Raw genomic sequence first — 16133 nt, 5'->3', positions numbered from 1 at the left:
CCGGAGAACCGACTTTGACCGACAGTTAGGAACGCCGTGCGCCGCACCGCCGGTTTGCTTCTCACCCTGCCCCTGCTGTTGGCGGTCGCCTGCAGCAGCTCCACCAAGGCGACCAGCCCGGCGACGCCCACGGCGTCCAGCGCGGCCCCCACGGTGCCCGCGCCGGTGAACGAGGCCTCGCCGATGCCGACCCTGTCGGGCGGCGGGTTCGGGAGCAAGGCCACCATCACCATCCCGGACGGCGCGCCGAGCGGTCAGTTCGTGGTGAACACCGTCAGTGAGGGCGACCGCTCCACGGTCAACAAGGGCGACTGGGTGACGGTGAACTACTCGGCGAAGGACTGGACGACGGGCAAGGACCTGCCCAGCTCCTACGACGAGGGCGGCAAGCCGCAGCTGTACCAGGCGGGCAGCGGGCAGCTGGTGCCCGCCTTCGACCAGAGCGTGATCGGCAAGAAGGTCGGCAGCCGGCTGCTGGTGGTGGCCCCGCCGGCCGCGGCGTTCGGCACCCAGGGCAACAACCAGCTCGGGGTGGCGCCGGGCGACACCGTGGTGTTCGTGCTGGACATCATGGAGAGCCTGCCGCAGGACTCCACGCTCTCCGGCACGATGACCCAGCCGCCGGCGAACCTCCCGCAGGTGAAGGACAACGGCAAGGCCGCTGTGACGATCACCATCCCGCCAGGCCAGGCCGCGCCCACCGACCTCCAGCAGGCCGTGCTGATCAAGGGCGAGGGCAAGCCGGTGAAGTCCGGCCAGACCCTGGTCGTGCAGTACACCGGGGTGCTCTGGAGCAACGGCCAGCAGTTCGACTCGTCCTGGAGCCACGGCGGCGCGCAGGCGCTGCAGATCGGCACCGGCAGCGTGATCGAGGGCTGGGACAAGGGGCTGGTCGGCCAGACCGTCGGCAGCCGGGTGGAGCTGGTGGTGCCGCCGGCCCTCGGGTACAAGGACCAGGCGCAGGGCTCCGTCCCGCCGAACTCGACGCTGGTGTTCGTGATCGACATCCTTGAGGCGGTCTGACCGGGCGCCCCGGCCGGCGCCGGGTGCCGGCAGACCCTAGGAAGTGACGGGTGGGGTCCGTACGCTTGGGCGGGCGCTCGCACACGGAAGCGTCCGCCCTCATCCTGACCTGTCATACTGCCCTCGCACTGTGGTAGGCGCCGTCGGCGTCCGGGTTCCGGGCGGCAGTGCGACAGCACTCCGGCGCTCACCACGCCGGCCGAAGACCTCGAAGACCTCGTGGCGAGATGGATGGGGAGTCATGTCTGAGAAAGCGTCGAGCCCGGGCGGGGCCGGCACCGCGAACGGAAACTCCGCCGGTGACCCGGCCGACTCGCGGCCCGGTGGCCCGTTGCCCGGCGACGGTGAGTCGATCGTCGTCCCGCCGTCGATCCTGAAGCACTCGCCCGGCTGGGTGCGGCCGGACGAGGCCCAGGCGAAGCGGGCCGCGGGCGGGACGAAGACCGACGAGGCCCCGCAGATCTTCGCCTCGAACGTGCGCCGCCAGGACACCTCGGAGGCCGGGTACGACGAGAACCCGCCCGGGGTCGGCAGGCTGGGCGTGGTGCTCGGCACTGTGCTGGCCCTGCTGCTGGTCGGCAGCGGCATCACGCTGTACGTGGTGAACCGCGACGGCGGGTCCAAGTCGGACACCACCACGCAGGCCGACGCGGCCAAGTCCGCGCCGCCGACGCCGTCCGCCGAGCCGGTGCCGCCGATCAAGGACACCGCCAAGGTGCTGCCGACCATCACCGGCGAGTTCGGCAAGAAGGCCGGCATCGAGGTGCCCGGCGACCAGGCCGACGGCAGCTTCGTGGTCAAGGTCCTCTCCGAGGGCACCGGCCCCAAGGTCGAGAAGAACTCCTGGACCTCGGTCGACTACACCGCCAAGGACTGGACGACGGGCAAGGACATCCCGAGCTCGTACGACGACGCGGGCAAGCCGCAGATCTTCCAGGCCGGCACCGACGCGCTGATCCCGGCGCTGGACCAGGCCGTGGTCGGCAAGAAGGCCGGCAGCCGGGTGCTCGTGGTGGCCCCGCCGGCCGCCGCGTTCGGCGCGCAGGGCAACCCGAACATGTCGATCGGGGCCAAGGACAACCTGGTCTTCGTCATCGACATCCGCAACAGCAACGCGCCCGACGCGGTGCTCAGCGGCACCGTGACCCCGCCGCCCGCGGACTTCCCGCAGGTGAAGGACAACGGCAAGAAGCCGGCCGACATCACCCCGGTCCCCGGCGCCGCCGACCCGACCGAGCTGAAGTCGCACGTCCTGATCAAGGGCACCGGCCCGAAGGTGGAGAAGGGCGAGAAGGTCGTCGTCCAGTACACCGGCGCGCTGTTCAAGGACGGCAAGGTCTTCGACTCCTCGCTGAGCAAGGGCCAGGCGTTCTCGTTCCCGGTCGGTGGCGGCCAGGTCATCGCGGGCTGGGACCAGGGTCTGGAGGGCCAGACCGTGGGCAGCCGCGTCGAGCTGGTCATCCCCGCCTCGCTGGGTTACAAGGACCAGGCGCAGGGCGACATCCCGGCCAACTCCACCCTGGTGTTCGTCGTCGACATTCTCGATGCGGGTCAGGGCTGATCCACTTTCGGGTGACAATGGTGGGTGTGTGACCTTCGGGACCGGCCGCGTGGCCGAGCCCGCACGGGCGGCGGGCGCCCGTACCGTGGTCCGGGTAACGGACCGGGTACGGGTGCCCGCCGCCTGGTCATGAACCGAACCAACCGCGAGAAGAGGCAGATGTGAGCAACAAGACGAAGCCGGAGATCGACTTCCCGGGCGGCGACGCGCCCACCGAGCTGCAGATCCGCGACATCGAGGTCGGCACCGGCGAGGAGGCCAAGCCCGGCCAGGTCGTCGAGGTGCACTACGTCGGCGTCACGTTCGAGTCCGGTGAGGAGTTCGACGCCAGCTGGAACCGCGGCAGCAGCTTCAAGTTCCCGCTCGGCGCCGGCCGCGTCATCAAGGGCTGGGACCAGGGCGTCGTCGGCATGAAGGTCGGCGGCCGCCGCGAGCTGGTCATCCCGGCGCACCTGGCGTACGGCAACCAGTCGCCGTCCCCGCTCATCCCGGCGGGCTCGACCCTGATCTTCGTCGTCGACCTGCTGGGCGTCTGAGCCGGTCGTGACCGAGGGCCGCACCCCCACCCCGGGGGTGCGGCCCTCGCGCGTTCGCGGACTCGGCTTTTGCAGTGCGTACCGCTACCGGTACGGTCGGTCCCGCCGGGTCGACCACTGCCCGGCGGGCGCACCCCGCGCGCGGCGCGGCACACCGGAAGGGTCAGCGATGGCGATCGCCAAGGCAGAGCGGCTGATGAATCTCGCCCTGTGCCTGATGAACACCAGACGTCCGCTCTCCAAGAAGGAGCTGCGGGAATCCATCGAGGCGTACCGCGAGGCCTGGCAGAACAGCAGCGAGGACGCCTTCAACCGGATGTTCGAGCGGGACAAGGACGACCTGCGCGAACTCGGTCTGGTCATCGACGTCGACGAGAACGCCCTGGACGGCGAGCTCGGCTACCTCGCCCGCGCCGACCGCAACCGGCTGCCGGAGATCGCCCTCGACGCCGAGGAGGCCGCCGCGCTCACCCTCGCCGCCCGGGTCTGGCAGCAGGCCAAGATGTCCGGCGCGGCCAGCGGCGCCCTGCAGAAGCTGCGCGCCGCCGGCGTCCCGTTCACCGAGACCGAGAGCCGCAGCGCCCTCGAACCGCGCATCCCCGCCCGGGAGGCCGCGTTCGAACCGCTGCTCACCGCCGCCCGCGACCGCCGCCCGGTCACCTTCGAGTACCGCAAGGCCGGCGCCGCCGCCGCCGAGCAGCGCACCGTGGAGCCCTGGGCGCTGGAGTGCTGGCGCGGCCACTGGTACCTGGCGGGCTGGGACCGCGACCGCTCCGACGCCCGGGTCTTCCGGCTCAGCCGGATCACCGGCAAGGTCCGCACCCGCTCCGGGGCGTTCCTCGGCACCGTCCCCGAGCACGTCGACGTCCGCGCCACGGTCGCCAAGTTCGCCGGTGAGGGCGCCACCGCGACAGCGGTCGTCAGGGTCCGCCGCGGTGCCGGCTTCCCGCTGCGCACCAAGGCGCTGAGCACCCGGCCGCAGTCCGCGGCCGACGAGGGCTGGGACGAGCTGGAGATCCCGTACGGCAACGGGCTCGGCGCCGACCTCGCCGAGTTCGGGCCGGACGTGCTGGTGATCGGCCCCGAGGAGCTGCGCGCCGACGTGATCGAGCGGCTGCGCGCGGTGGCCGGGGCGGGTGGCGCCGAGGGCGCCGCGGTGGAGAGTGCTGAAGGAGTGCGGGCATGAGCAACGCGATCGACCAGACCCGGCGGATGCTCTCGCTGGTCACCTACCTGCGCGAGCGGCCCGGCGCCGAGGTCGCCGAGGTGGCCCGGGCCTTCGGGATCACCGAGCGCGAGCTGATCGGCGACCTCAACGTGCTGCCGATGTGCGGCACCAGCTTCCGCGGCGGTGACCTGCTCGACATCGACACCGACGGCGAGCGGATCTGGTGGCACAACGTCGACGACGTCGCCCAGCCGCTGCGGCTGGCCGCGGACGAGGCGACCGCGCTGCTGGTCGCCGCCCGCGCGGTGGCGGGCCTGCCCGGTCTGCGGGCCGGTGACCGGGAGGCGCTCACCCGGGCCGTCGCCAAGATCGAGAACGCCGCCGGGGACAGCGCCGAGGGCAGCGCCCGGGTCGGTGTCACCTTCGAGGCGGAGAGCCACGTCTTCGCGGACATCGACCGTGCGCTGAGCGAGGGCCGGCGGCTCTGGCTGCGGTACTACTCGCACGGGCGCGGCGGCATGACCGAGCGCGAGGTCGACCCGATCCGGCTGCTCACCGAGGGCCACACGTACCTGGAGGCCTGGTGCCGGACCTCCGAGGACCACCGGATGTTCCGGCTCGACCGGGTCGCCGAGATCAAGGTGCTGGACATTCCCTCCGACCCGCCCAGGCGGGAGCCGCGCGACCTCTCGGGCGGGCTGGTCAACCCGTCCGCGACCGACCCCGAGGTGGTGGTCGAGGTGTCCTCCGGCGGGCGCTGGGTGGCCGAGTACTACACCCACGACCGGGCCGAGGAACTGCCCGACGGCGGGCTGCGGATCACCCTGCGCAGCGCCGACCCGTCCCAGCTGCGCCCGCTGGCGCTGCGGCTCGGCCGGGACGGGCGGATCGTCTCGCCGCCGGCGCTCGCCGAGCAGGCGCGGTCGGCGGCGCTGGAGGCGCTGGCCGGCTACGGGGAGGGGCAGGTCTGAGCCGTGGAGCCGGGTACCAGATTCAAGGTCTACTGCTCGGAGTGCCGGGAGAAGGTGGAGCTGCCCGCCGAGGAGTTCCGCCTCACGCTGGGCCGGACGCCGGCCCAGGCGCACTACAGCTTCGGCTGCCCGCTCTGCGGCGCCTCGGTCCGCAAGCAGGCGGGGGAGAAGATCGTGTCGGCGCTGACCGGCGCCGGGGTGCGGACGATGCGTCTCGTCCCGGCCGGGGGGCCGGGTGCGGCGGGGGCCGTCCTGCCGTCGGGCGGGACGGGTCGGGCCGAAGCCGGCGGATAGGGTGGGGGCCATGTCCTGGATGCTCGTCGCCGCCGTCCTGCTCGCCACCGCCGGTCTGCTGGTCCTCGGTGTCCTCGCGATCCGGCTCTGGCTGGACGTGCGGACGCTGGCCAAGGGAGTGGACACCGCCTCCCGGGCGCTGGCCGAGGCGGCCGGCGACCTCGCCGCGGCGGTTCCGGGCCGCTGAGCGGGCGGCCGGCCCGGGCGGGCGGCCGGTAACGGTTGACCGTCGCGAGGACTTCGGGGGTACGGGGGCTGCTGCCCGGAGGTTCGGGCGGGTTACGCTCTCAGCAGGCTCCTGAAGTGCGACGGGGGCCGCTGTCCTGTTCGGGCGGCCGTCGTCAGGGCGTCACTCGCAGCGGTTACCATCCCCGCAGCGGTGGCCTGCCGGTGTGCCGCCATGACTGAAGGTGGTCGAACATGCGGATCTCGCCGACCGCGATCCTGGTGATCGTGGTTCTTGCCATTCTGCTCTTCGGCGCCAAGCGGCTGCCCGACCTGGCGCGCTCGCTCGGCCAGTCCATGCGGATCCTGAAGAGCGAGACCAAGGCGATGCGTTCGGACGGTGCGGCGGACGAGAGCGCGCCGGCCCAGCCCGCGCCCGCCGTCGCGGCCGACCCCGCGAAGACGATCCAGGCCGCGCCGGGGGCGTCCGGGACGGCCCGGCCGGTGGCCGAGCAGCCCACCGGGACGGGAACGGACGGTGGCGGCCCGCGTTGAGCGGTCCGCGGCGCACGTGGTGCACGTGACGCAAGCGACTACTGAGGCCCGTCGACCGGCGGGGCTCGACGCACGAGTTGAGGACCGGGGTTGAGCAAGCTCTCGAAGGCGTCGAAGACGTCCAAGGATCCTGAGGGGCGGATGGCCCTCGCCGACCACCTGCGGGAACTGCGGAACCGGGTGGTCAAGTCGGTCCTGGCGATCGTGGTCATCACGATCGTCGCTGCGATCTACCACAAGCAGCTCGAAGACTTCCTGCTGAAGCCGCTGCCGCACTGCACCGTGGAGACCGCCGACCAGTACCACGGCAAGTGCGCCCAGGTCTCCAACATCGGTCTGACCGCCGGTTTCACCTGGATGCTCAAGGTGTCGCTGACGGCCGGTGTGGTCGCGGCCGTGCCGGTCTGGCTCTACCAGGTCTGGGCCTTCGTCGCGCCGGGTCTGCACCGGCACGAGAAGAAGTACACGATCATCTTCATGGCCTGCGGGGCGCCGCTGTTCCTGGCCGGCGTGACCTGCGCCATCCTGGTGCTGCCGACCACGGTCGACGTACTGATCTCGTTCACCCCGAACAACACCACGCCGATCCTGCCGCCCGAGGACTACCTCGACATCGCGACCCGGATGGTGCTGGTCTTCGGCCTCGCCTTCGAGTTCCCGCTGCTGCTGGTGATGCTGAACATGGTCGGCATGGTCACCGGCAAGCGGCTGCTCGGCTGGTGGCGCGGCATGGTGCTGGGGATCACCGTCTTCGCCGCCTTCGCGACGCCGAGCGCCGAGCCCGTCAGCATGCTGGTGCTGGCCGCGCCGATCTGGGCGCTGTACTTCGTCGCGGTCGGGATCGCCATCGTGAACGACCGGCGCAAGGCCCGTCGCAACCCGGACCTCGGGCTGGACGACGAGGAGGCCTCGCACCTGGACCTCTCGGTGCAGCCGGTGGGGGGCACGGAGGCCGTCGAGGCCTCGAGCGCGCCGGTGATCCCGGCGCCGGTGCCGGCCGCCCGGCACGAGCAGATGGACGACATCACGTGATGGGCTGACCCGCCTCGAAAGAGACCCCGGCCCCGCCGTTTCCCGGTGGGGCCGGGGTCTTTCGCATGGGCCCCGTCGTCGGGGAAGCCGCCGGTGGGGCGCCGTGCACGGGGGCGCCGGGGCCGGCCTCTCGGCCCGGAGCTGACCGGTCGGCGGGGCGCTCTTGGCAGGCACGATGGCATGTGACATATTACTGCGGTGTCCACGCCTCAGAGACCTCCCCTGGATGTCGTCGTGGTCGGCGCCGGCGTGGTCGGCGCCGCCTGCGCCTACTACGCCGCCCGCGCCGGGCTCGCCGTCGCCGTCATCGACCGGGGACCGGTCGCCGGTGGGACCACCGGCGCCGGTGAGGGCAATCTGCTGGTCTCCGACAAGGAGCCCGGGCCGGAACTCGACCTCGCGCTGCTGTCCACCCGGCTCTGGCGCGAGCTCGCCGAGGAGCTCGGCGCCGCCGTCGAGTACGAGCCCAAGGGCGGCCTGGTGGTCGCCGACACCCAGGCCCGCCAGGACGCCCTGCGCGCCTTCGCCGCCGAGCAGGGGACGGTCGGCGTCACCGCCGAGGAGATCCCCGGCGAGCGGCTGCGCGAGCTCGAACCGCACCTCGCCCCCGGGCTGGCCGGCGGGTTCCTCTACCCCCAGGACGCCCAGGTCCAGCCCGCGCTGGCCGCCGCGCACCTGCTGCGCGCCGCCCGCCGCGCGGGCGCGGTCCTGCACACCGGCGAGACCGTCCGGGCGGTGACCACTGGGCCGGACGGCGCCGTACGCGGCGTCGTCACCGACCGGCGCCGGCTGGCGGCGCCGGCCGTGGTCAACGCCGCCGGCACCTGGGGCGGCGAGCTGGCCGCGCTGGCCGGCGTGCACCTGCCGGTGCTGCCCCGGCGGGGCTTCGTCCTGGTGACCGAACCGCTGCCGCGGATCGTCCGGCGCAAGGTCTACGCGGCCGACTACGTCGCGGACGTGGCCAGCGGTTCGGCCGCACTGCAGACCTCGGCGGTGGTCGAGGGCACCCCCGGCGGTCCGGTGCTGATCGGCGCCAGCCGGGAGCGGGTCGGCTTCGACCGGACCCTCTCGGTGGAGGTGCTGCACCGGCTCGCCGCGCAGGCCGCCGCGCTCTTCCCGGTGCTCGCCGACGTCAGCGTGGTCCGCGCCTACCGGGGGTTCCGCCCGTACCTGCCGGACCACCTGCCCGCGATCGGCGCCGACCCGAGGGTGCCGGGCCTCCATCACGCCTGCGGCCACGAAGGGGCGGGCATCGGGCTCGCCCCGGCGACCGGGCTGCTGATCAGCGAGCAGCTCACCGGCAAGCGACCGGAGCTGGACCTCGCGCCGTTCCGGGCGGACCGCTTCCCGGTCGGGGCGTGAGCCCGTCCGCGGACGGACGGGCTCAGGGACGGACAGGCCGGGTGGGGCGGCCGCGCGGCGCAGGACCGCGCGGGCGGATCAGAGGAACTTCGGAATGGAGAACGCGCGGATGAACCCGCCGATGCGACGCCGGACCCCGGCCGCGCTGGTCGGGGCGGAGCCGGGGCCCGCCCACACCATCGACTTCGACGGCCGGCCGGTGCCGGCCCTGCCTGGCCAGTCGATCGCCGCCGCGCTCTGGGCGGACGGCGTGCTGGCCTGGCGCACCACCCGGGTCGGCGGCAGGCCGCGCGGGGCGTTCTGCGGGATCGGCGCCTGCTTCGACTGCCTGGCCGTCGTGGACGGCCGCCCCAACCAGCGCACCTGTCTGGTGCCGGCCGAGCCCGGTACCGTCGTCACCACCCAGGAGGGCAACGGCCGTGCCGACCTCGCCGTCTGAACCGTCTGAACCGTTCGAAGCGTCCGAGCCGTCCGGGCTGTCCGCGGCGTCCGGGCCCGCCGAGCGGGGCGGTTACGACCTCGCCGTGATCGGTGCGGGCCCGGCGGGCCTCGCCGCGGCCGTGGCCGCCGCCGACCTCGGCCTGCGCTGCGCCCTGCTCGACGCCGGCCCGCGCACCGGCGGCCAGTACTACCGCCACCCCGCGCCCGGGCTGGGCGCCACCCGGCCCGACCGGCTGCACCACGGCTGGTCCGTCTACACCGGGCTGGCCGACCGGCTCGCGGTCCACCGCCGCACCGGCCGGGTGGACCTCCTGGGCGGTCACCAGGTCTGGGCCCTGGAGCGCCCGGCCGACACCGGCTGGGCGGTGCACGCCACCCTCGGGCCGGCCGCCGACGAGCGGGCCACCGTCCGGGCCGCCGCCGTCCTGCTGGCCACCGGCGCCTATGAGCGGCAGCTGCCGTTCCCCGGCTGGACGCTGCCCGGGGTGGTCACCGCCGGTGGGGCGCAGGCCATGCTCAAGGCGGGCCTGGTGCTGCCGGGCCGGAGGATCGTGGTGGCCGGCAGCGGGCCGCTGCTGCTCGCGGCGGCGTCCTCGCTGGTCACCGCCGGGGCGGAGGTGCCCGAGGTGGTCGAGGCCACCGGCTACCTCGGTTACGCGCGGCGCCCCGACGTGCTGGCCGCCGTCCCGGCCAAGCTCGTCGAGGGCGCCGGCCACGGCGCCGCGCTGCTGCGCCACGGGGTCCGGCTGCGCCGGCGCAGCGCCGTCGTCGAGGCGCACGGCACCGACCGGGTCACGGCCGTCACCGTCGCCCGGCTGGACGCCGACTGGCGGCCGGTGCCCGGCACCGAGCGCCGGATCGCCTGCGACGCGCTCGCCGTCGGCCACGGGCTGCTGCCGCAGATCGAGCTGGCCACCGAGCTGGGCGCCGCGACCAGGACGACGCCCGACGGGGCCGTCGCCCTCGCGGTGGACGCCCGGCTGCGGACCACCCTCCCCGGCCTCTGGGCGGCCGGGGAGACCTGCGGGGTCGGCGGCGCCGACCTGGCGATCGCCGAGGGGGAGCTGGCGGCCCACGCGGTCGCCGGGGCCCCGGCCCGGACGGCGCTGCTGCGCCGCCGTGCCCGGCTGCGCGCCTTCGCCGAGCTGATGGCGGCGGCGCACCGGCCCGGCCCCGGCTGGACGGGGTGGCTGCGCCCGGACACCGACGTCTGCCGCTGCGAGGAGGTGCCGGTGGCCCGGATCACCGAGGCGGTGGAGGAGCTCGGCGCGGGCGACGCGCGGACCGTCAAGCTGCTCACCCGGGCCGGGATGGGCTGGTGCCAGGGCCGGATGTGCGGTCCGGCGGTGGCCTGCCTCTCCGGCGCCGGCGAGTCGCGGGCGGACAGCCGCCCGCTGTCCTGCCCCGTCCCGCTCTCGCAGCTCGCGGCCGGTCCGCCGGCCCCCTGAACACGTGGCGCGGGGCTCTTGTCTCCGCCTGCGACGTCTAATAAAATGTCACACCTCACCAAGGAGTCAGCTGTGTCCCACACCCCGCACGACACCACCCGTCCCTGGCGCGGCATCATGGTCGCCACCACGATCCCGCTGCGCCCGGACCACTCCGTCGACTACGACGCCTACGCCGAGCACGTCCGCTGGCTGATCGACTCGGGCTGCGACGGCGTCGTCCCCAACGGCTCCCTGGGGGAGTACCAGACGCTCACCGCCGAGGAGCGGGCCAAGGTCGTCGAGGTCGCCGTCGAGGCGGCCGGCGACGGCTCCCGGGTGATGCCCGGGGTGGCCGCGTACGGCAGTGCCGAGTCCCGCCGCTGGACCGAGCAGGCCGCCGAGGCGGGCGCCGGCTCCGTCCTGCTGCTGCCGCCGAACGCCTACCGCGCCGACCACGACGCCGTCCGGGCGCACTACGCCGAGGTGGCCAAGGCCGGCCTGCCGGTCGTCGCCTACAACAACCCGTACGACACCAAGGTCGACCTCGTCCCCGCGCTGCTGGCGCGGCTGCACGGCGAGGGCTCGATCGTCGCCGTCAAGGAGTTCAGCGGCGACGTCCGCCGGGCGTACGAGATCGCCGAGCTGGCCCCCGGGCTCGACCTGCTGATCGGCGCCGACGACGTGCTGCTGGAGCTGGCCCTGGCCGGCGCGGTCGGCTGGATCGCCGGGTACCCGAACGCCCTGCCGGCCGCGAGCGTCGCCCTGTACCAGGCCGCCGTCGCCCACGACCTGGACGTCGCGCTGCCGCTCTACAAGGCCCTGCACCCGCTGCTGCGCTGGGACTCCAAGACCGAGTTCGTCCAGGCGATCAAGCTCTCGATGGACATCGTCGGCCGCCCCGGCGGTCCCACCCGCGAGCCGCGGCTGCCGCTCGGCCCGGAGATCGAGGCGGCCGTCCGCGCGGCCACCGAGAAGGCGCTGGCCGAGGGGCTCGGGTAACCGACCCCGCTGCCACCGGGTGCGGCCGGCTGCTGGGGCAGCCGGCCCGGCCCACCACCCCATCCACCCCCGACGGGAGTCGCCACCAGATGCGCAGCCGCCACGTGTTCCACGCCGTCGACTCGCACACCGAGGGCATGCCGACCCGGGTCGTCACCGGCGGCTTCGGTGTCATCCCCGGTGCCACCATGGCCGAGCGCCGGGTGCACTTCCAGCAGCACCTCGACCACTTCCGGACGCTGCTGATGTACGAGCCGCGCGGCCACGCCGCGATGAGCGGCGCCGTCCTCCAGCCGCCGACCCGCCCGGACGCCGACTTCGGGGTGCTCTACATCGAGGTCTCCGGCCTGCTGCCGATGTGCGGCCACGGCACCATCGGTGTGGCCACCGTCCTGGTCGAGACCGGCATGGTGCCGGTGGTCGAGCCGGTCACCACCGTGCGGCTGGACACCCCGGCCGGGCTGGTGACCGCCGACGTGCGGGTCGAGGACGGCGCCGCCACCGCGGTGACCATCCGCAACGTGCCCTCGTACGCGGTCGCCCTGGACCGCAAGATCGAGGTGCCCGGGTACGGCACGGTCGGCTACGACCTCGCGTACGGCGGCAACTTCTACGCGATCCTGCCGCTCGCCGAGTTCGGGCTGCCGTTCGAGCGCGAGCGCAAGCAGGACATCCTGGACGCCGGACTCGCCCTGATGGAGGCCGTCAACGGCGGCCCGGACCGGCCGGTGCACCCCGAGGACCCGTCGATCCACAGCTGCCACCACGTCCAACTGCTCGCGCCCGGCTCCACCGCCGAGCACTCCCGGCACGCGATGGCCATCCACCCCGGCTGGTTCGACCGCTCGCCGTGCGGCACCGGCACCTCCGCGCGGATGGCCCAGCTGCACGCCCGGGGCGAACTCCCGCTCGGGCGGGACTTCCGCAACGACTCCTTCATCGGGACGACCTTCACCGGCCGCCTGGTCGAGGAGACCGAGGTGGCCGGGCGGCCCGCCGTGGTGCCGACCGTCACCGGCCGGGCCTGGATCACCGGCACCGCCCAGTACTTCCTCGACCCGAGCGACCCGTTCCCGGCCGGGTTCCTGCTCTGAACCGCCTGAACACCCCGAAGGGCTGCCTGCTGTGACGATCCTTTCGTACAACCCCGCCGATCCCGAGGACCTCGTGGCCGAGGTCGACGCGCCCGGTGCCGAAGCCGTCCGGGCCGCCGTCGGGCGGGCCCGGGCCGCGCAGCCCGGCTGGCTCGCCGCCGGGGCCGCCGCGCGCTCGGCCGCGCTCACCCGGTTCGCCGGGGCGGTCGAGGAGCGCGCCGAGGAGCTGACGGCGCTGATCGTCCGCGAGGTCGGCAAGCCGGTGGCCGAGGCGCGCGGCGAGGTCGGCCGCACCGCGGCGATCCTGCGCTACTACGCGCAGGCGCCGTACGCGCCCGCCGGCGCCGTCCACGAGACCGCCGCCGGCGAGGGCCTGCTGCTCACCCGCCGCCGCCCGTACGGGGTGGCCGGGCTGATCACGCCGTGGAACTTCCCGCTGGCGATCCCGGCCTGGAAGGCCGCGCCGGCGCTGGCGGTCGGCAACACCGTGGCGCTCAAGCCCGCGCCGGAGGCCACCGCCTGCGCGCTGCGGCTGGCGGAGCTGGCCTCGGCGGCGGGTCTGCCGGAGGGCGTGTTCACCGTGCTGCCGGGCGGGGCGGAGGAGGGCGCGGCGCTGGTCGACACGGCGGACGTGGTGTCGTTCACCGGCTCGACGGGCGTCGGGCGGGCCGTGGTGCGGGCCGCCACCGAGCGCGGCGTCCCGGTCCAGGCCGAGCTGGGCGGCCTCAACGCGGCCCTGGTGCTGCCGGACGCCGACCCCGAGCAGGCCGCCGCCCACCTGGCGGCCGCCATCGCCGGGTACGCCGGGCAGAAGTGCACCGCCACCAGCCGGGTGATCGCCGTCGGCGCGGCCTACGAGCCGCTGCGCGCCGCCCTGGTGAAGGCGCTCGGCCTGGTCGACGACGCGGCCTGCGGGCCGGTCATCTCGGCCGCCGCCCGGGACCGGCTCACCGGGGCCGTCGAGTCCGCCCGCGCCGCCGGGGCCACCGTGCTCACCGGCGGGGGCGTCCCGGAGCGGCCCGGCTGGTACGTCGAGCCGACCCTGCTCGCCGACGTGCCGGCCGAACACCCGCTGCGGCGCGAGGAGTTCTTCGGACCGGTGGCCGTCCTGCTGGCGGCCGCGGACCTGGACGAGGCGATCGCGCTCGCCAACGGCACCCCGCACTCGCTGGCCACCTCGGTGCACAGCCGCAGCCTGGACGTGGCGCTGGCCGCCGCGGACCGGCTGGACGCGGGCATGATCCGGATCAACGCGCCCTCCAGCGGCGTCGACTTCCACCTGCCGTTCGGCGGCGCCAAGGGCGCGAGCCACGGCGAGCGCGAACAGGGCGCGGCCGCGCTCGACTTCTACACCGCGAGCCGTACCGTCAGCGTCCTCCCGGCCGGTGGCGCGTGATGCGGGTCAGCGCCGTGGACTACCACTGCGCCGGCGAGCCGTTCCGGATCGTCGTCGGCGGCGCCCCCGGCGTGCCCGGGGACAGCGTCGCCGAGCGGCGGGCCGTCGCGATCGGCGCGGGCGGCACGGCCACCGCGCCCCGGCCGGGCCCGCTCGACGAGGTGCGGCGACTGCTCGTCCGGGAGCCGCGCGGGCACGCGGGGATGTACGGCGGCTTCCTGGTGCCGCCGGACGACGACGAGGCGCACCTCGGCGTGCTCTTCTGGCACAAGGACGGCTACTCCACCGCCTGCGGCCACGGCACCATCGCGCTCGGCGCCTGGGCGGTGGACTCGGGGCTGGTCCGGGCCCCGGACGACGGGGTGGCCCGGGTGCGGATCGACGTGCCGTCCGGGCGGGTCACCGCCGCCGTGCACCGCGCGGGCGGGCGGACCACCGGGGTGACCTTCCGCAACGTACCGGCCGTCGTCAGCGCGCCGAAGTTGGCCGTGCGGACCTCGCGCGGCACCGTGGAGGTGGCCGTCGCGCACGCGGGCGCCTGCTACGCCAGCGTGCCGGCGGCCGCGCTGGGGCTCGCCGTCGAGCCCGGGCTGCTGCCCGAACTCACCGCCGTCGGGCGGGAGATCCGGGCCGCCCTGGCCGACTCGCCGGCCGTCCGGCACCCGACCGACCCGCGGCTCTCGGGGGTCTACGGGGTGATCCTCCACGACGAGCTGCCCGAGGGCCCGGCCGGGCCCGTCCAGCGCAACGTCACCGTCTTCGCGGACGGCCAGATCGACCGCTCGCCGTGCGGCTCCGGGACGTCGGCGCGCCTCGCCGTGCTCGCCGCCGAGGGGCGGCTGGCCCCGGGCGGGGAACTGCGCCACGAGTCGCTGATCGGGACGGTGTTCACCGGCCGGGTGCTGCCCGGCGGCGACCCGCTCGGCGCCGGTGTGGTCACCGAGGTCACCGGCACCGCCCACCGCACCGGCGAGCACACCTTCCTGCTCGACCCGGACGACACGCTGGGGACGGGGTTCCTGCTGTGACCGCCCGCCGTTCCGAACCCCTCCTGCTGCCCGGCGCGGCGGCTGAGCCGCTCCAGCGCGTCGCGCCGGGCTCCGACCGGCCGGGCGCGGCCGCGCCTGTTCCCGAAGCCGGGCCGGTTTCCGAGGCCGGGCCTGTTTCCCAAGCCGGGCCGGTCCACGTCGTCGGGGCGGGCGCGGTCGGCTCGTTGGGCCCGGCCCGGGCCGCCGAGGCGATCGAGCGGGTGCTGCTGGCCGGGCTCGACCCGGAGGCCGGGCCCGCCCGGTCGGCGGTACCGGTGCCGGCGGGCGAACTGCTGCTGATGCCGGCGGCCACGGCCGAGTACGCCGGGGTGAAGATCGCCGGGGTGGCCCCCGGGAACGCCGCCCTCGGCCTGCCCCGGATCACCGGCAGCTACCTGCTGCTGGACGGCCCGACCCTGCGGCCCGTCGCCCTGCTCGACGGCGCGGCGCTCACCGCGCTGCGCACGCCCGCCGTCACCGCCGTCGCGCTGCGGCGCCTCGCCGCGCCGGACGCCGCGCACCTGGTCCTGTTCGGGGCCGGCCCGCAGGCGTACGGGCACCTGGACGCGCTGCTCGCCGTCCGGCCGCTGACCAGGGTCACCGTGGTGGCCCGCAGTGAGGCGCCCGCCGAGGCGCTGGCCGGGTACGCGCGCCGGCTCGGGCTCGCGGCCGCGGTGGGCACGGCCGCCTCGGTGGCCGAGGCGGACCTGGTGGTCTGCTGCACCACCGCGCGTACGCCGCTGTTCGACGGCGCGCTGGTGCCCGACCACGCGGCGGTGGCCGCGGTCGGCTCGCACGAGCCGGACGCGCGGGAGGTGGACGCGGTGCTGGTTGGCCGGGCCGAGCTCTACGTGGAGGCGCGGGCGGCCGCGCTGCGGGAGGCGGGGGACCTGCTGATGGCGGGGGTCACCGGCGCCGGTCCGCTCTGGAACCTGGCCGAACTGGTGCGCGGCGAGGTGCCGGTGCCGAGCGACCGGCCGCGGTTCTTCAAGAGCGTCGGGATGGCCTGGCAGGACCTCGCCGTCGCGGCGGAGGTCCACCGGCGGGGCTGAGCGGGGCGGGGGTGGAGGTCCCCGCC

General features: G+C 74.9%; 17 protein-coding genes. All 17 read left to right on the top strand.

The window, feature by feature from the left end:
- The first annotated feature begins 36 nt into the window (after positions 1-36).
- The 17 genes from ACZ4UX_RS33170 to ACZ4UX_RS33090 all read left to right on the top strand — a co-directional run bounded on the left by ACZ4UX_RS33170 (position 37) and on the right by ACZ4UX_RS33090 (position 16107).
- Entirely contained in the window at positions 37-1023 is a 987-nt protein-coding gene (locus ACZ4UX_RS33170) for an FKBP-type peptidyl-prolyl cis-trans isomerase (protein ID WP_329486928.1), read from the top strand.
- 241 nt (positions 1024-1264) lie between these two features.
- Positions 1265-2584: an FKBP-type peptidyl-prolyl cis-trans isomerase gene (locus tag ACZ4UX_RS33165; protein WP_329486927.1), complete on the top strand. Its 1320-nt coding sequence runs from the start codon at positions 1265-1267 to the stop codon at positions 2582-2584.
- Between the two features lie 161 nt (positions 2585-2745).
- Positions 2746-3120 (top strand): FKBP-type peptidyl-prolyl cis-trans isomerase, encoded by a 375-nt coding sequence (locus tag ACZ4UX_RS33160; protein ID WP_329486926.1) that lies wholly within the window; start codon positions 2746-2748, stop codon positions 3118-3120.
- 169 nt (positions 3121-3289) lie between these two features.
- Positions 3290-4306: a helix-turn-helix transcriptional regulator gene (locus ACZ4UX_RS33155; RefSeq protein ID WP_329486925.1), complete on the top strand. Its 1017-nt coding sequence runs from the start codon at positions 3290-3292 to the stop codon at positions 4304-4306.
- Positions 4303-5259, top strand: a complete 957-nt coding sequence (locus ACZ4UX_RS33150; RefSeq protein WP_352290955.1) for a helix-turn-helix transcriptional regulator — start codon at positions 4303-4305, stop codon at positions 5257-5259. The genes ACZ4UX_RS33155 and ACZ4UX_RS33150 overlap by 4 nt, the downstream gene beginning before the upstream one ends.
- A gap of 3 nt (positions 5260-5262) precedes the next feature.
- Entirely contained in the window at positions 5263-5553 is a 291-nt protein-coding gene (locus tag ACZ4UX_RS33145; RefSeq protein ID WP_329486923.1) for a hypothetical protein, read from the top strand.
- A 10-nt stretch (positions 5554-5563) separates the two neighbouring features.
- Positions 5564-5740 (top strand): hypothetical protein, encoded by a 177-nt coding sequence (locus ACZ4UX_RS33140; protein WP_329486922.1) that lies wholly within the window; start codon positions 5564-5566, stop codon positions 5738-5740.
- Between the two features lie 233 nt (positions 5741-5973).
- Positions 5974-6273 carry a Sec-independent protein translocase subunit TatA gene (gene tatA, locus ACZ4UX_RS33135; protein ID WP_329486921.1) on the top strand — a complete coding sequence of 100 codons (300 nt, stop codon included), beginning with the start codon at positions 5974-5976 and terminating at the stop codon, positions 6271-6273.
- A 141-nt stretch (positions 6274-6414) separates the two neighbouring features.
- A complete protein-coding gene (tatC, locus tag ACZ4UX_RS33130; protein ID WP_465709365.1) occupies positions 6415-7305 on the top strand; it encodes a twin-arginine translocase subunit TatC in 891 nt (296 codons plus the stop codon).
- Positions 7306-7503: 198 nt separating this feature from the next.
- Positions 7504-8667, top strand: coding sequence for an NAD(P)/FAD-dependent oxidoreductase (locus tag ACZ4UX_RS33125; RefSeq protein WP_465709346.1), 1164 nt, complete (start codon positions 7504-7506; stop codon positions 8665-8667).
- 94 nt (positions 8668-8761) lie between these two features.
- Positions 8762-9106 (top strand): (2Fe-2S)-binding protein, encoded by a 345-nt coding sequence (locus ACZ4UX_RS33120; RefSeq protein ID WP_329486918.1) that lies wholly within the window; start codon positions 8762-8764, stop codon positions 9104-9106.
- Positions 9107-9143: 37 nt separating this feature from the next.
- Positions 9144-10556, top strand: a complete 1413-nt coding sequence (locus ACZ4UX_RS33115; protein ID WP_465709364.1) for an FAD/NAD(P)-dependent oxidoreductase — start codon at positions 9144-9146, stop codon at positions 10554-10556.
- Between the two features lie 117 nt (positions 10557-10673).
- On the top strand, positions 10674-11537 hold the full coding sequence (locus ACZ4UX_RS33110; protein ID WP_380387401.1) for a dihydrodipicolinate synthase family protein: 864 nt from the start codon (positions 10674-10676) through the stop codon (positions 11535-11537).
- Positions 11538-11626: 89 nt separating this feature from the next.
- Positions 11627-12631, top strand: coding sequence for a proline racemase family protein (locus ACZ4UX_RS33105; protein ID WP_329486915.1), 1005 nt, complete (start codon positions 11627-11629; stop codon positions 12629-12631).
- A gap of 22 nt (positions 12632-12653) precedes the next feature.
- Positions 12654-14027 (top strand): aldehyde dehydrogenase family protein, encoded by a 1374-nt coding sequence (locus ACZ4UX_RS33100; RefSeq protein WP_465709363.1) that lies wholly within the window; start codon positions 12654-12656, stop codon positions 14025-14027.
- Complete coding sequence (locus ACZ4UX_RS33095) at positions 14027-15055, top strand: proline racemase family protein (RefSeq protein WP_396489531.1); 1029 nt, start codon at positions 14027-14029, stop codon at positions 15053-15055. The genes ACZ4UX_RS33100 and ACZ4UX_RS33095 overlap by 1 nt, the downstream gene beginning before the upstream one ends.
- A complete protein-coding gene (locus ACZ4UX_RS33090) occupies positions 15052-16107 on the top strand; it encodes an ornithine cyclodeaminase family protein (protein WP_465709345.1) in 1056 nt (351 codons plus the stop codon). The genes ACZ4UX_RS33095 and ACZ4UX_RS33090 overlap by 4 nt, the downstream gene beginning before the upstream one ends.
- Positions 16108-16133: the final 26 nt, after the last annotated feature.

It is taken from the genome of Kitasatospora sp. NPDC028961, from assembly GCF_055564815.1.
This window is presented reverse-complemented; position numbering and strand designations above follow the sequence as displayed.

Bases quoted from the DNA above. Each gene is read 5' to 3' on its own strand.
- tatA (WP_329486921.1), top strand. From the start codon at position 5,974: ATGCGGATCTCGCCGACCGCGATCCTGGTGATCGTGGTTCTTGCCATT.
- ACZ4UX_RS33155 (WP_329486925.1), top strand. From the start codon at position 3,290: ATGGCGATCGCCAAGGCAGAGCGGCTGATGAATCTCGCCCTGTGCCTG.
- ACZ4UX_RS33105 (WP_329486915.1), top strand. From the start codon at position 11,627: ATGCGCAGCCGCCACGTGTTCCACGCCGTCGACTCGCACACCGAGGGC.
- ACZ4UX_RS33140 (WP_329486922.1), top strand. From the start codon at position 5,564: ATGTCCTGGATGCTCGTCGCCGCCGTCCTGCTCGCCACCGCCGGTCTG.
- ACZ4UX_RS33110 (WP_380387401.1), top strand. From the start codon at position 10,674: ATGGTCGCCACCACGATCCCGCTGCGCCCGGACCACTCCGTCGACTAC.
- ACZ4UX_RS33120 (WP_329486918.1), top strand. From the start codon at position 8,762: ATGGAGAACGCGCGGATGAACCCGCCGATGCGACGCCGGACCCCGGCC.
- tatC (WP_465709365.1), top strand. From the start codon at position 6,415: ATGGCCCTCGCCGACCACCTGCGGGAACTGCGGAACCGGGTGGTCAAG.
- ACZ4UX_RS33165 (WP_329486927.1), top strand. From the start codon at position 1,265: ATGTCTGAGAAAGCGTCGAGCCCGGGCGGGGCCGGCACCGCGAACGGA.
- ACZ4UX_RS33095 (WP_396489531.1), top strand. From the start codon at position 14,027: ATGCGGGTCAGCGCCGTGGACTACCACTGCGCCGGCGAGCCGTTCCGG.
- ACZ4UX_RS33150 (WP_352290955.1), top strand. From the start codon at position 4,303: ATGAGCAACGCGATCGACCAGACCCGGCGGATGCTCTCGCTGGTCACC.